Genomic DNA, 14,239 nt, shown 5'->3' on the forward strand with positions numbered 1-14,239 from the left:
TAAATAATAAACTTTATTCATTTTACTGAATGTCCGGAATGCTGTAAAGCGAAATTTTTGAAGGGCGAAATAAATTTGCCGGATAAACCCCTTGTCCTCCTTGAGTTTTTAGCATAATCCCATGTAAGTGCTAATACACTGATACAAACCTAACAAAGAGAGTGTTTGAGGTGAGGGATCGTGGGAGTATTTCAAAGTTCTACTTGGAAAAGCATAAAACGGAGAAGTTGCGCAAATAATGGTTTCTTTCAAAAAACGGATCTCATTTCACACTTCTCACATCCATTTTAGGGAGGTCGAGTGGTGTGCACGATTACATCAAAGAGCGAACAATCAAGATAGGGAAGTACATCGTGGAGACGAAAAAAACGGTTCGTGTGATAGCGAAGGAGTTTGGTGTTTCCAAAAGTACCGTTCACAAGGATTTGACAGAAAGGCTGCCTGAAATTAATCCTGATTTAGCCAATGAAGTAAAAGAAATTCTTGATTATCATAAATCAATCAGACATTTGCGGGGCGGAGAAGCGACGAAACTGAAATATAAAAAAGAGGAAATCCTTGAAAGGGAGCCTGTCCAGTAAGGAAGATTGGATCAAAAATAAGCTTTGTTTTTCAAAATTTCCCGGTATCCTCCGTAAAAAGCCACAAAAATTTTGTGAAGAATGTTAACAAGAACGCTTTTTTTTCTAATATTTATGATAAAATATATAATTAGGGCAGAATGTGGATATTGCTGTGAAACAGATTTTGAGGAGGATATAGATAGATGTTTGCAAGGGATATTGGTATTGACCTTGGTACAGCAAATGTGCTGATCCATGTCAAAGGAAAAGGGATTGTCTTAAATGAACCATCAGTCGTTGCTCTTGACAAAAACACTGGGAAAGTGCTCGCTGTCGGTGAAGAAGCAAGAAGAATGGTAGGACGTACACCTGGGAATATTGTTGCGATACGTCCATTAAAAGACGGCGTTATTGCAGATTTTGAAGTGACAGAAGCGATGCTGAAGCATTTCATTAACAAGTTGAATGTAAAAGGCCTGTTCTCAAAGCCGCGCATGCTGATTTGCTGCCCTACAAATATTACGTCTGTCGAGCAGAAGGCGATTAAAGAAGCTGCTGAAAAAAGCGGCGGAAAGCATGTGTACCTTGAGGAAGAGCCGAAGGTAGCCGCAATTGGTGCCGGGATGGATATTTTTCAGCCTAGCGGAAACATGGTAGTTGACATCGGCGGTGGAACGACGGATATCGCGGTCATCTCAATGGGCGATATTGTCACCGCCTCTTCTATTAAAATGGCCGGGGACAAGTTTGACCTTGAAATTTTAAACTACATCAAACGTGAATACAAACTGTTAATAGGTGAACGGACTGCTGAAGACATTAAGATTAAAGTCGCAACTGTTTTCCCAGACGCACGTCATGAGGAAATCTCCATTCGCGGCCGTGACATGGTTACAGGTTTACCGAGAACCATTACGGTAACGAGCAAAGAGGTTGAAGAGGCGCTTCGCGAATCTGTATCTGTCATCGTACAGGCTGCCAAGCAGGTGCTTGAAAGAACACCGCCTGAACTTTCAGCCGACATCATTGACAGAGGCGTGATCATCACCGGCGGTGGTGCATTGTTAAACGGCCTCGACCAGCTTCTGGCAGAGGAGCTTAAGGTGCCGGTTCTTGTTGCTGAGAATCCGATGGATTGCGTGGCGGTCGGTACAGGTGTCATGCTTGACAACATGGACAAGCTTCCAAAGCGCAAATTGAGCTAATCAAAGGCCTCATTCTTTTAGAATGAGGTTTTTTTATGTAAAAGCTTTAAAGACTCGGAAAGCTGCCGATAAAAAGATTAGTATACTTGAATGTTATTATAGAACAAACGTTCCTATATTGCAAATCAGACGGCCAAGCCGGCCGTTGCTTAACATATCCAGACCTTTCATTTAGAAGGCAAGACACATATCCTGAGGTGAAAAGATGTTAAAAGGGCTTTATACAGCAGCTTCTGCTATGGTGACTCAGCAGCGGCGGACGGAAATGCTGACGAATAATATAGCAAATGCGAATACACCGGGCTATAAAGAAGACCAGGGATCGATCCGCGCTTTTCCCGAAATGCTTTTGAGCCGGATGGAATCCGATTCTGTTCAAACCGGCGGCAGCTCCCGCTCATTTTCCAAACAAACGCCGATCGGCTCGATCAATACAGGTGTTTACATGCAGGAACTCAAACCCCAATTTTCGCAAGGAGATCTGCAAAGCACAAATGAGCCGACAGATATTGCGCTTAGTGAAACTGAAGTTCCTGTCAATGAAGAGACGAACGATAAAGCGGCTCTTTTTTACGCCGTCCGGCTTGAAAGCGGGGATATTCGCTATTCAAGAAGCAGCCGCTTTTCGCTGAATGAAAACAATGAACTGACGATTAACGGACATGCCGTCCTTTCCACAGACGGCCGGCCGATTACGGTGGGAAGCGAGAATTTTCAAGTGGCCGAGGATGGAACCGTCACAGAAACCGGGCGGAACCTTGGTCAAATCGATGTGAGAATCGCGCGCGATACAAGAAATTTGGCGAGGGAAGGCAATGATTTGTATCGGACTGAAAATGGAGAGGATCTGCCGAGCGCAGCCGCTAATCCTGATGTCCGGTACTCCGTCAAACAGGGCATGACGGAACGCTCAAACGTTGACATCACAAGAGCCTATACGGAAATGACCGCTGCCTATCGTTCGTTCGAGGCCAACCAAAAAGTCCTTCAGGCTTATGATAAAAGCATGGACAAAGCTGCGAACGAAATTGGCAGAATCGGCTAACACAACCAGGATGCTTCCGACGAAATAAATGGAGGATGTTAAAAAACAATGCTTAGACCCATGATAACAGCTTCAAATACAATGAATCAGCTGCAAAAACAGATTGACAGTATCAGTCATAACCTTGCAAATACTGATACGACGGGATATAAAGCGAAAAATACAAGCTTTTCCGAGCTGGTAAGACAGCAGATTGAACAAGTGGATGAGAAGAATAATGAAGTGGCGCAAAGCAGAAAGACACCGCCCGGGCTTCGGGTCGGCGTCGGGGCCGTCTTGACGGAACGGCTGACACAAAAGCAAGGGAGCTTAAAGGAGACGGGCCGCGATCTTGATATCGCGCTGACTTCCCCTTACCAATTCTTTCAGGTTGATGTCGATGGCGAAGTTCAATATACGCGGGACGGAACATTTTATTTGACGCCTGCGCCTGGAAACGCCAACCAGCTGGAACTGGTCACCAAAGAAGGGCATCCTCTGCTTGATGAGAATGGGGATGCCATACGCTTCGACCGGCGTTATCAAAACTTTCAAGTAGACGGCAGCGGAACGATAACCGTGTCAACAGGAAACCAAGCCGAAGCGCCTTTAAGCTTCAATTTAGGCATTGCCCAGGCGGTTAAGCCGCAGGCTCTTGCTGCAGAAGGAGGCAATCTTTTCTCTGTCAGAGAAGATTTGCGAGACACAGCCCTCATCAATTTAAACGGTGCGGGGCGGCAGGACATCTCGATGAAACAGGGCTTTCTCGAATCGTCCAACGTAGATATTTCAAAGGAAATGACCGATCTGATTTCCTCACAGCGGTCTTATCAAATGAATTCGCGTGCGATCTCAATGGGCGACCAAATGATGGGGCTCATCAATTCAGTGCGCTGACGTTTCAAAAAGAGCAGACTCGAGCGAATGCTGGGCAGTCTGCTCTTTTTTATATACACCATCCGGGCTCGGATTCCGCAGGCTCTTGACAACGGGTTGTTCATATCTTTTGTTGAAAAAGATTCCGTTTCATAATATACTTCCAGTTGTACAGAATGAGGCGCTTAACATAGTTCTATACATACTTTTCAAAAAAAGGAGATGTCAAGGCGATGCTTGATGCTCAGCAAATCAAAGAAATAATTCCCCACCGTTATCCCTTTTTGCTCATAGACCGGGTGACAGAAGTAGAAGAAGGGAAACGGGCAAAAGGTTATAAAAATGTCACGGTAAACGAAGAATTTTTCAACGGTCATTTTCCGGAGTATCCGGTGATGCCGGGTGTCTTGATTGTTGAAGCGCTCGCGCAAATGGGAGCTGTTGCGCTCCTGATGAAGGAAGAAAATCGCGGAAGACTGGCGTTCTTTGCGGGGATTGACAGCTGCCGCTTTAAAAAACAAGTCAAACCGGGAGACCAGCTGCATCTTGAGCTTGAAGTGATCCGCTTCCGCGGTTCAATCGGCAAAGGAAAAGGGATCGCCACGGTTGACGGTGAAATCGTTTGTGAGGCCGAGCTGATGTTTTCGCTCGGAGAAAAGCAGGAATAATCCTTTGACAGATGGGTTTTCGATCAACCCATTTGTTTTTTTATCATAAAAAGAAAAGGTGATCCTTGTATGTGGAATGATTTTAAAAGCTTTGCGATCAGAGGAAATGTGATTGATCTCGCCATCGGGGTCATTATTGGAGGCGCCTTTGGCAAAATCGTGACATCAATTGTCAATGATATCATGATGCCCATTCTCGGCCTTCTGCTCGGAGGCTTGGATTTTTCGGCGCTTTCCTTCACATTTGGAGATGCCGAAGTGAAATACGGGCTGTTCATACAGGCGATTGTGAATTTCTTTATTATTTCGTTTTCGATCTTTCTGTTCGTCCGTTATATCTCGAAGTTAAAGAAAAAGCAGGATGAGAAAGAAGAAGAAGCCGCTCCGGATCCGCAGGAAGAGCTGCTCAAGGAAATCCGCGATCTGTTAAAAGAGCAGGCGAAGCGATCTTAAAACACTCGACACGAAAAGGCTGCCGTTTTCCGCGCAGCCTTTTCTATATATTTTGTTTGAATGCTTCAAGAAGCCGGTCACCGGAGTAGCCTTCTTTCATCAATCCTTCTAAAATCTTGTCTGAATCCTTCCTCAGCTTTGAGCTCACCATTTTGCCGTCCAATAAAACGGAAACGTGCTCGCCGAGAACCGTAATGTTTTTCACCTTTGCCAGAAGCTGTGCCGGCCGATTGCTTTTTTTGGTAATCGTCACATACGCTTTCACTTCTTTGCCTTCCTGCAGAAGATATTCAAAAAAATACCGGTATTCCTTGGAGACCAGCCCTTCGACCATCCAATGGTTTTCACCGTCTTCCTTATTGATAATAAGGCCGTCAATCAGCGGGAACTCTTCAAGCTGTTTTGACGATTCATCCTGGCGTACGATTTTCAAATCAATAAGCCTAAAGGTTTTCATCGCTATCACCTCACAAGCTTCCTTAGTTGTATAACCATTATATCACATTCAGTTTGAGAGCTCCTAAACTGCGGCTGTCCGCTTATTTTTAATTTTACAAAAAGTATTTGATAATGCTTTATTTTTATTTATACTTTAGGTGATATTGAGCAGGAGGTGACTTATGAACCATTTTTACTTAAAAGAAGTATTTGTAATCAAATACAATCCGTCTGCTGATTGTCTTCAATCCAAACCACTGATTCGTTTTCTGGGCGGCGACCATAAGTATGAGATTGATATGTACTGCCATGAAGGTATTGTGTTTCGCTATGAAACAAAGGATCAGATGGAAATATACGAATTTCAAGTAACATTCAAAGAGAAAGAATTGTCATTCCGGCTGTATGCTTGGGACGGAGGCTCATATGTCCGCTTGTATTCTGAACAATGGCTGGCATCTCCTGTGTTTCTGCAGTTTTTAAAAAATACGTACTTTGTAAATAAGAAAGAAATGATGTTCATAATTTGTGGGAGGAAAAAGCAAAAATTATAATAAAAAAACGCAATTTTCGTTATTCTTTTTTCTCTTATCGCCATTTTTCTTATATGCTTTTCTCGTATAAACTGGGGGCAACCGAGTACGAAGGGAGGGACAAAATGTTTAATCAGATCATGCTGGTCGGGCGTTTGACGAAGGACCCGGAGCTTCGGTACACACCGGACGGCGTCCCGGTGGCGAACATTACCTTGGCTGTCGGCCGGTATTTCAGAAATGCAGCCGGCGAAATGGAGACGGACTTTATCAATTGCACACTGTGGCGCAAAACGGCTGAGAACACGGCTGCATATTGCAGAAAAGGCTCGATCATCGGGCTGGCTGGAAGAATTCAGACCCAAAATGGGATTGATTCAGAAGGAAACCGGTTCTTTAAAACCGAAGTCGTTGCCCGTTCAGTACGATTTATAGGCGGAAAGGCCCGTGAACCAGCCGATGCCTAGGAAAGCAAAGCCCCCCTTTTACCCCTTTTTATAAAAAATCAATCAACCTCCCCGTTTTACCCTTCTTATGGCCGGTCTTACACGACCGGCTTTTTTATTTTAGACATAAAAAAGACAAATTTAAATTGACGGGGAAAAACCACATCTGTATAATGAAAGCGAATACACAACAAATGATCAATGTTTGCTCAAATGTGCAAAGTGAAGGGTGATCTCAGGTGGAGATGAAGGAAGATAAGCGTCTGTTAATCAAAATCTGCAAGATGTACTACGAAGAAGATATGACACAAAGCCAGATCGCAAAAGCGACAGGGATATACAGGACAACTGTCGGACGCATGCTGAAAAAAGCGCGGGACGAGGGGATCGTCAAAATTACCATTGATGACCACATCGGTGCGCACTATGATTTGGAACGCGAGCTCGAACAGCTGCTGGGTCTCAAAGAAGTATACATTTGCGAGACGAGTCCCGGCCAAACAGAGGAAGAAAAGAAGAAAGCCGTCGGCAAAGCAGGGGCCGATATGTTAAAACGCATCGTTAAAGACGGGGATACCGTCGGCTTCGCATGGGGAACGACGATGGCGGGAATGATCGGCGAATTCCACGGCGTGAAAAAGCGGAGCGCTTCTTTTGTTCCGCTTGTCGGCGGTCCGGGCGCAATGGACACGAAATATCATGTGAACAGCATCGTCTACTCCATCGCCAGCGATTTTGGCGGCACTCCCTATTTTATTGATGCGGCGGCCGTCGTTGAAAAAAAGGAAACGAAGGATGAAATCGTGAAATCCCACTATTTCAAAAAAATCGAAGGTTTATGGAACGACCTTACCGTTGCTGCTGTGGGAATCGGAGCCCCGCTCAGCTCATCCAATATGATCTGGACCGGATTTTACGGTGATCAGGATATGGAGCGCTTGGAAGAAAAACAGGCAGTCGGCGATATATGCTCCCGTTTTTTTGACCGTCAAGGAAGATTGGTAGAGACGGAGATTAATGATAGAACGATCGCGATCGACATCAATCGGCTCAAAAGTCTGGAGTATTCGATCGGTCTCGCCGAGTCCCATGAAAAGGTCCCTTCCATTATAGGTGCAGCTAAGGGCCGATACATCAATATTTTGGTGACAACTGCCGAAACAGCGAGGGAAATCGCCGAGGAGGTGAAAAATCAAACATGATCATTTATTTTATCATCGCCCTCGGGCTGGCCTGGCTTCTCCAAAGCATTTTTGGTTTTTGGCAGATCAGGCATTTCAATCGAACATTTGCGGAATACAGACGTTTGGGAAGGGTAGCGGTCGGCAAGCGGACCGGTTTATTCCGAGCCGGCACGGTCGTTTTGTTTGTCATTGATAAACGGAACAAAATTCTTAAGGCCTCCAAAATGCAGGGAGTGACGGTTTTTTCAAGGGTCAGGCCATTACCGGGCTTTGAGGAAAAATACTTGCTGAAAATCGGTCCTGAGGAGCTTGCCCCGCACGACCGTCTGACCAAGATGGCGATCGAAGATGCCTTAAGAACATTTGACATCGTCACGAAAGGGGGTGATATCCCGCCGAAGAAAACGCCGCTTCAAAAACTGATGAATCTTTATACAAAAAAAAGAGGTGAAACATGAAAAACGTAACATGGCTTGCAGAGAAGTTTATGGATTTGTTCAGACACGGCGGAGAAGTTTTTGTCAGCATGCTTACAGACATCGTTCCTTTACTGATCATGCTGCTTGTCGCCATGAACGCACTCATACGTCTGATAGGAGAACAGCGCGTTGAAACGCTTGCGAGAAAGTCGGGAAAAAACCCTTTGACAAGGTATCTGGTTTTGCCTGTCATCGGTACGTTTATGCTTGCCAATCCGATGACGCTGTCGCTTGGAAGATTTTTGCCTGAAAAATATAAACCGAGCTATTATGCGGCCGCTTCCTATTCTTGTCATACTCATAACGGACTCTTTCCCCATGTGAATCCCGGCGAGCTTTTCGTCTTTCTCGGGATCGCCGCCGGCATCACGACATTGGGGCATGACACGACAGAGCTGGCTTTGCGCTACTTTTTAGTCGGAATTTTCACAAACTTTTTGCGAGGCTGGGTGACCGATTTCACAACAAACTATGCGGCTAAACAGCAGGGCATTCAATTGAAAAACTCGGTGGATCTTAAATAAGGAGGGCGTGAAACATGAGTTCCTATCGTTCAGTTGTCGTTTCAAGAGGACAGGGAGGATTTGGCGGACCGCTTGTGATCACCCCTGATGGAGAGAAAAATAAAATCGTTTATATCACGGGAGGAAACAAACCGGAGATCGCCGACCGTTTGGCGGAGCTGACAGGCTGTGAGCTTGTCGACGGCTTTAAGACGACGGTTCCCGAAAAAGAGATGGCCGCAGTGATCATTGACTGCGGAGGCACGCTTCGCTGCGGTCTTTATCCGCAAAAACGAATCCCGACAATCAACCTCATGGCAACCGGGAAAAGCGGGCCGCTCGCCGCACATATTACGGAAGATATCTATGTTTCAGGCGTAAAAAAAGAGAATATTAAACTGCATGAGGCTGAAGAGGAGCCGAAACAGTCCAATATTCTAAAAGAAAATCATATTGAAAATAAACAAAACCATTATAGCACAGAGAAAAAAATTAGTGAACAGCAGGCGCCTAAAGGACTGATGGCAAGAATCGGGATGGCGATGGGATCTGTTGTCAGCGTCTTTTATCAGGCTGGCCGGGATGCAATTGAAACCGTTATCAAAACGATTCTGCCTTTCATGGCATTTGTCGCCTTGTTGATCGGCGTCATTAAAGAGTCGGGAATCGGCGATATTTTTGCCAAATTTCTGTCTCCTTTTGCAGGCTCTTTGCCGGGCTTGCTATTAATCTCGCTCGTCTGCTCATTTCCGCTGCTTTCCCCGTTTCTCGGACCTGGGGCGGTGATCGCCCAGGTTGTCGGTTCATTGATCGGGGTGGAGATTGGCAAAGGTAATATTCCGCCGAATTTGGCGCTGCCGGCCTTGTTCGCGATCAATTCACAAGCTGCCGCCGACTTTGTTCCCGTCGGTCTCGGACTTGCGGAAGCGGAAGTCGAAACGGTTGAAGTCGGAGTGCCATCCGTCCTTTATTCGCGTTTTTTGACGGGGGCGCCGACCGTTTTCATTGCCTGGCTGGCAAGCTTTGAACTATATGACAGCTAGATTTTTTATGGAGGGGAAATAGATGGTAATGCTCTATAAAACGACGGTAAACAAGATCGGAGTCCTCTCATCCGCTTTTGCAGATGAGAACATGCTCATCCTGTTCGGCGAAGGAGCGCCGGAAGAATTGGTAGACTACTGTTTATCTATAGATATCAATCCTGTGGAAAGTGACTTTAAAGAAGGCGATGAACTTTTGCTGGGCGGAAAGTCTTACAAAGTGACAGCCGTTGGAGGAGCCGTTGCCCAAAATCTGGCCAGCCTCGGCCATATCACGCTGAAGTTTGACGGATCCCACGCTGCTGAATTGCCCGGGACACTGTATCTTGAAGAAAAACCATTACCTGAAGTATTGGTCGGAGACACCATTCAAATTCAAAGATGGTCATAAGGAGCGCATGCGATATGAAAATAAATGAACGAAAAACTGCATTGATTTGCGGCGGAGGGCAGAGCCTTGGCGAAGCCCTTTCCTACCGCATGGCCGAAGCCGGTTATGATGTTGCGGTTGCAGATATCAACGGTGAAAACGCGAAAAAGACCGCTGAAGAAGCGGCTGAAAAATATGGCGTCAAATCATTGGCGGTCCAAGCCGATTTTACCAATGAAGCCGATGTCAGACAGATGGTTGAAAAAACGGCTGCGGAATTCAAGACGATCGATGTCATGGTGTACAGCGCCGGGGTCGCAAAAAGCAATAAAATCACCGACTTTCAGCTGAAGGATTGGGAGAAGACGCTTGAGGTCAACCTTACGGGATACTTTCTCTGCGCGAAAGAAACGGCAAATGTCATGATTAAACAAGGAAGCGGGTCGATCATTCAAATCAATTCAAAATCCGGAAAAGTCGGCAGCAAACATAATACGGCTTATTCGGCTTCAAAGTTTGGCGGGGTCGGGCTCACCCAAAGCCTCGCACTTGATCTGGCAGAGCACAATATCCGCGTCAACAGCATTATGCCGGGGAACCTGTTGAAATCTCCGATGTTTCAAAGCTTAATTCCGCAGTATGCGAAGAAGCTGGGCATCCCGGAAAGCGAAGTCGAGCGCGTATATACGGAAAAAGTTCCGCTGAAGCGGGGCTGCACGTACGATGATATCGCCAATGCCGTTTTATTTTATGCATCCGACCAGGCGTCCTACATGACGGGCCAATCAATCAATGTCACCGGGGGACAGGTCATGCATTAAGCGGAGGGAGTGATCAGGAATGAAAATGCTGGTTGATACAGCCGATATAGCAAAGATTGAACATTTGCTGGGTTCCTTTCCCATTGATGGAGTGACGACGAATCCTGCTTTAATTGCGAAAGAAAAACGCCCTTTTAAACAGCATATTCAAGAGATTCGCCGGCTTCTTCCAAGCCGCCTGCCCCTTCATGTGCAAATCATTGCCGAGGATTGTGCAGGCATAATAGAGCAGGCGAAATATGTGCATGACTGGCTGGACGGTAACGTGTGGATTAAAATTCCGGTAACGAATGAAGGTCTGCATGCCATTCAGAAGCTTACAGCAGACAACATCAAAACAACAGGGACAACGGTTTATACCCCTTTACAGGCGGTTCTTGCAGCAAAAGCCGGAGCCGGATATGTCGCGCCATATGTCAATCGGATTGATCAAGAATGCGGCGACGGGGCAGGTGTTGTCAAAACGATTGCCGAAGTATTTCATACTTACCGATTGAACTGCAAAGTGCTTGCGGCAAGTTTTAAACATAACGGCCAGATCATTGCCGCCATGGAGGCGGGGAGCCATGAGGCGACGATCAGTCCGGAGCTTTTGGCGAATATGCCTGGTCTGCCGGCTGTCAAACGTGATCTTGAAGGATTTCGCGACGTGTGGCAGTCTCAATATGGAACATTTTCACTTTAGTATGAAAGCCTGAGTGACGCTGGAAAAAATCCGGCCCTCAGGCTTTTTTTGCTTAAAAACACTTATTTATTCTTGATTTATTAGCTGTATAAACTTATAATCACTTATAAATGATGAAATTCACTTAAGAAGGAATGATTCAGTGTATCAAGAGGAAAGGCTTATTTCTATCATTGACTATTTAAAGGAACATAAACGGATTTCCGTTGACCAGATTTGTTCATTATTTCAGGTTTCAAGGGATACTGCAAGGCGCGATCTCGTCAAGCTGAATGAACAGGGAGCGATTATCAGAACAAGAGGCGGAGCGATTCTTCCGACAATTCATGATGAAATCAAAGATTACTCAGGACGGCTGAATATCGTGTCTGAAGAAAAAAGCTTGATCGGCAAAGCGGCCGCTTCACTGATCAGGGAAGGCGACCGCATCATCTTTGACGCATCCACCACCGTTCAAGCATGTGCCGAGCATTTGCCTGATCTCAATTGCACAATCATTACCAACTCGATTAATCAGGCGGAGGTTCTTTCTGCAAAACCGGGGGCCTGTATCCACCTGCTTGGCGGAAAACTGCAAAAAGAGCATCGGTTTTTATACGGCGCTTCCGTGATTGAAAAGTTGTCGTGCTATCATGTTGATAAAGCGTTCATCGGAGTTGTGGGGATTTCTGAGCACGGGCTTACGATCGCCCATGAAGAGGATGGGATGGTCAAACGAAAAATCATTTCCCAGGCGAAACAAGTGATTGCGCTCGCCGACCATTTGAAAATCGGAAAATCGGATTTTTATCGATATGCTGAGTTAAGCGATATCGATCTCTTGATCACAGACCGGCTGCCGGGGGAAGCTTTTCAGAAGCTGCTCGATGAGAATGGAGTGGAGCTCGTCGTAGCGGGGCATGAAGGAAATGAAGAGGGGGAGTTTACGAGATGAGAATGATTGCGTTGGATTTGGATGGAACGCTTTTAAATAGTGGAAGCAAAGTCGCCGAAGAAAGCATAGATGCGATAATAAAAGCCAGGGAGCATGGGATTGAAGTGGTGATTGCCACAGGAAGGGCTTCATTTGATGTAGAGGCGATTTTTAATCCGACCGGCTTGAAGACATGGATCATCAGCGCAAACGGTGCGGTGATTCACGATCCAGAAGGCCGCCTGTACCATGCCGTTCCGATTGATCGGAACAAGGCGGAAGGAATTCTTCAGTGGCTTGAAGAAAAGAATTACTATTATGAGGTATTCAGCGATGATGCGATCTTTACACCGCAAAATGGAAAAGAGCTCCTTGAGATCGAATTGGACCGCTTAAAAAGCGCAAATCCCGAAGCCGACTTATCCAGGCTGCAGCTGGCCGCCGAACAGCAGCTCAGCCAGCATGGATATGCCTATATCGGCTCCTATCGCGAGCTTTTTCAGCCTGATCAGAATGTGAATGTATACAACATCTTGGGCTTTTCGTTTGATCAAGAAAAGCTTAAGAAAGGCTGGCAGCGATTTGAAGGTGAAAAAGACCTCACACTTGTCACTTCGGCAGAGCACAACTTTGAGCTGGAACACCTTCAGGCATCAAAAGGACTCGCTTTGGAAAAGCTTTCTCAAAAACTCGGCATTCCTCTTTGCGAAACAGCAGCCGTCGGTGACAGCCTCAATGATTATTCCATGCTGAAAATAGCGGGAAAAAGCTTTGCCATGGGAAATGCCCGTGAGGATATTAAAGAGATGGCGGGTGAAGTGGCGCCGACAAACGATGAAAATGGCGTGGCTTGGGTGATCCATCAGCTGATTGAACAAGTAAAATCGGTTTAATTCGCATATCCCTTTAATCGGCGTGATGCCTTGTCAAAACGGCAGCGTAACGATGAGGGAGTGCGGTTAAGCAGCGGATTCATTTGATCCGCAGGCTGTCGACAATGTCGGCAGCCTTATTTATGTGAAAACATTAGACAAATATACCTGTGAGCCAATATTTTTTGTTGCTTTTTATTCATTGTTTGCCCTGGTGATCTTTGTTACTATTTAACTATTATTTCTAGTTATTTAATAGATCTTGCCCTGAATCAGCAGGATCGCATGAAGAGGGATAGGCAATCAGAAGGAGGGCGAAAGAGATGGAAAAAGCGTTTCCATTACCTGAAAAAATGGCCGGATTCCGCGGACAATTTGAAAAATCAGCACGTGACTATTTGAATTTAAAAGTGAAAAAAGCAAAAACCGGCCGATATGACAGCAAACTGGCAGGTGATCCTTATTTTCCGAAATCTGAGCGCTATCCTGTAGACAGCCAGGGAAAACCGATGAAATTGCTTGCACAAATTAATTTTTCCGAAATGCCTCAGCTCGAACATTTCCCGGATTCAGGAATTCTGCTTTTTTTCATTTCTGTCAGCGATGATGTTTACGGTTTAAATTTTGACAATCCGTGTGAACAAACGAGTTTTTGCATTAAGTATTTTGAGGATCTGATTGACGATGAAGCCGAGCTTGTCACCGACTTTTCATTTGTCAAACTTGAGGACGAGCTGCAATTTCCGATTGGATGTGAGGCTTCAATTATACCTGAAAAGCGGTCTGAGTTGGTCTCTCCTGCTGATTTTCAATTTGAACAATACGCCGGACTGGATGTGTGGTCATTTTTTGAACAATTCGGAGATCAAGAGGAAGCGGTTTTCGAAGAGTATCATGACATGCACGGCGATTTCTCCCATAAAATCGGCGGCTATGCCTGTTTTACACAAACAGACCCGCGGATCTATGATAATGGGGAACATACGATGCTTCTATTGCAAATTGATTCGGATGATGACATTGACGCGATGTGGGGAGATGTAGGGATCGCCAACTTTTTCATTCGGCCCGATGATCTGAAGAAAAAAGATTTTTCAAACGTATTGTATCATTGGGATTGTTGTTAGGAATAAGCGGAAAAAAACAGCTGTCTTCGCAAGACA

19 protein-coding genes are annotated in these 14,239 nt (G+C 45.6%); 18 read left to right on the forward strand and 1 reads right to left on the reverse strand.

From position 1 onward, the window contains the following. Positions 1-305 precede the first annotated feature (305 nt). The 6 genes from spoIIID (at position 306) to mscL (ending at position 4,789) form a co-directional block, all read left to right on the forward strand. The gene (gene spoIIID / locus M654_RS02960; protein ID WP_006639358.1) at positions 306-581 is read left to right on the forward strand and encodes a sporulation transcriptional regulator SpoIIID; all 276 of its coding nucleotides are present in this window, start codon (positions 306-308) and stop codon (positions 579-581) included. Between the two features lie 185 nt (positions 582-766). After that, positions 767-1,768 carry a cell shape-determining protein Mbl gene (gene mbl / locus M654_RS02965; protein WP_006639357.1) on the forward strand — a complete coding sequence of 334 codons (1,002 nt, stop codon included), beginning with the start codon at positions 767-769 and terminating at the stop codon, positions 1,766-1,768. A gap of 205 nt (positions 1,769-1,973) precedes the next feature. Further along, positions 1,974-2,813, forward strand: coding sequence for a flagellar hook-basal body protein (locus M654_RS02970; protein ID WP_026589035.1), 840 nt, complete (start codon positions 1,974-1,976; stop codon positions 2,811-2,813). A gap of 48 nt (positions 2,814-2,861) precedes the next feature. Continuing rightward, on the forward strand, positions 2,862-3,689 hold the full coding sequence (locus M654_RS02975) for a flagellar hook-basal body protein (RefSeq protein ID WP_026589034.1): 828 nt from the start codon (positions 2,862-2,864) through the stop codon (positions 3,687-3,689). Positions 3,690-3,901: 212 nt separating this feature from the next. Continuing rightward, the gene (gene fabZ / locus M654_RS02980) at positions 3,902-4,336 is read left to right on the forward strand and encodes a 3-hydroxyacyl-ACP dehydratase FabZ (protein ID WP_026589033.1); all 435 of its coding nucleotides are present in this window, start codon (positions 3,902-3,904) and stop codon (positions 4,334-4,336) included. A 69-nt stretch (positions 4,337-4,405) separates the two neighbouring features. Then, complete coding sequence (mscL, locus tag M654_RS02985; RefSeq protein ID WP_026589032.1) at positions 4,406-4,789, forward strand: large conductance mechanosensitive channel protein MscL; 384 nt, start codon at positions 4,406-4,408, stop codon at positions 4,787-4,789. 43 nt (positions 4,790-4,832) lie between these two features. Here mscL and M654_RS02990 read toward each other — a convergent pair whose 3' ends face one another. Continuing rightward, positions 4,833-5,246 (reverse strand): YwpF-like family protein, encoded by a 414-nt coding sequence (locus tag M654_RS02990; RefSeq protein ID WP_026589031.1) that lies wholly within the window; start codon positions 5,244-5,246, stop codon positions 4,833-4,835. 163 nt (positions 5,247-5,409) lie between these two features. Here M654_RS02990 and M654_RS02995 point away from each other — a divergent pair, with 163 nt between their 5' ends. From M654_RS02995 to M654_RS03050, 12 genes are all read left to right on the forward strand, one after another. Beyond that, positions 5,410-5,781, forward strand: coding sequence for a hypothetical protein (locus M654_RS02995; RefSeq protein ID WP_026589030.1), 372 nt, complete (start codon positions 5,410-5,412; stop codon positions 5,779-5,781). Positions 5,782-5,885: 104 nt separating this feature from the next. Continuing rightward, positions 5,886-6,227, forward strand: coding sequence for a single-stranded DNA-binding protein (locus M654_RS03000; protein WP_026589029.1), 342 nt, complete (start codon positions 5,886-5,888; stop codon positions 6,225-6,227). A gap of 224 nt (positions 6,228-6,451) precedes the next feature. Continuing rightward, positions 6,452-7,408 (forward strand): sugar-binding transcriptional regulator, encoded by a 957-nt coding sequence (locus M654_RS03005; RefSeq protein WP_026589028.1) that lies wholly within the window; start codon positions 6,452-6,454, stop codon positions 7,406-7,408. Next, a complete protein-coding gene (locus M654_RS03010; RefSeq protein WP_026589027.1) occupies positions 7,405-7,848 on the forward strand; it encodes a transcriptional regulator GutM in 444 nt (147 codons plus the stop codon). Before M654_RS03005 ends, M654_RS03010 begins: the two co-directional genes overlap by 4 nt. After that, positions 7,845-8,393 carry a PTS glucitol/sorbitol transporter subunit IIC gene (srlA, locus tag M654_RS03015; protein ID WP_026589026.1) on the forward strand — a complete coding sequence of 183 codons (549 nt, stop codon included), beginning with the start codon at positions 7,845-7,847 and terminating at the stop codon, positions 8,391-8,393. Before M654_RS03010 ends, srlA begins: the two co-directional genes overlap by 4 nt. 14 nt (positions 8,394-8,407) lie before the next feature. After that, positions 8,408-9,415 (forward strand): PTS glucitol/sorbitol transporter subunit IIB, encoded by a 1,008-nt coding sequence (gene srlE / locus M654_RS03020; protein WP_026589025.1) that lies wholly within the window; start codon positions 8,408-8,410, stop codon positions 9,413-9,415. Between the two features lie 22 nt (positions 9,416-9,437). Next, positions 9,438-9,806 (forward strand): PTS glucitol/sorbitol transporter subunit IIA, encoded by a 369-nt coding sequence (locus tag M654_RS03025; RefSeq protein WP_026589024.1) that lies wholly within the window; start codon positions 9,438-9,440, stop codon positions 9,804-9,806. Positions 9,807-9,820: 14 nt separating this feature from the next. Then, the gene (srlD, locus tag M654_RS03030) at positions 9,821-10,606 is read left to right on the forward strand and encodes a sorbitol-6-phosphate dehydrogenase (RefSeq protein WP_026589023.1); all 786 of its coding nucleotides are present in this window, start codon (positions 9,821-9,823) and stop codon (positions 10,604-10,606) included. A 19-nt stretch (positions 10,607-10,625) separates the two neighbouring features. Continuing rightward, positions 10,626-11,291, forward strand: coding sequence for a transaldolase family protein (locus tag M654_RS03035; protein WP_026589022.1), 666 nt, complete (start codon positions 10,626-10,628; stop codon positions 11,289-11,291). 142 nt (positions 11,292-11,433) lie between these two features. Next, complete coding sequence (locus M654_RS03040) at positions 11,434-12,225, forward strand: transcriptional regulator GlcR (RefSeq protein WP_026589021.1); 792 nt, start codon at positions 11,434-11,436, stop codon at positions 12,223-12,225. Then, the gene (locus M654_RS03045) at positions 12,222-13,097 is read left to right on the forward strand and encodes a Cof-type HAD-IIB family hydrolase (protein WP_026589020.1); all 876 of its coding nucleotides are present in this window, start codon (positions 12,222-12,224) and stop codon (positions 13,095-13,097) included. The genes M654_RS03040 and M654_RS03045 overlap by 4 nt, the downstream gene beginning before the upstream one ends. Positions 13,098-13,399: 302 nt before the next feature. Then, complete coding sequence (locus tag M654_RS03050) at positions 13,400-14,203, forward strand: YwqG family protein (protein WP_026589019.1); 804 nt, start codon at positions 13,400-13,402, stop codon at positions 14,201-14,203. Positions 14,204-14,239 lie beyond the last annotated feature (36 nt).

The organism is Bacillus sp. NSP9.1 (genome assembly GCF_000465465.2).
Classification (GTDB): Bacteria; Bacillota; Bacilli; order Bacillales; family Bacillaceae; genus Bacillus; species Bacillus sonorensis_A.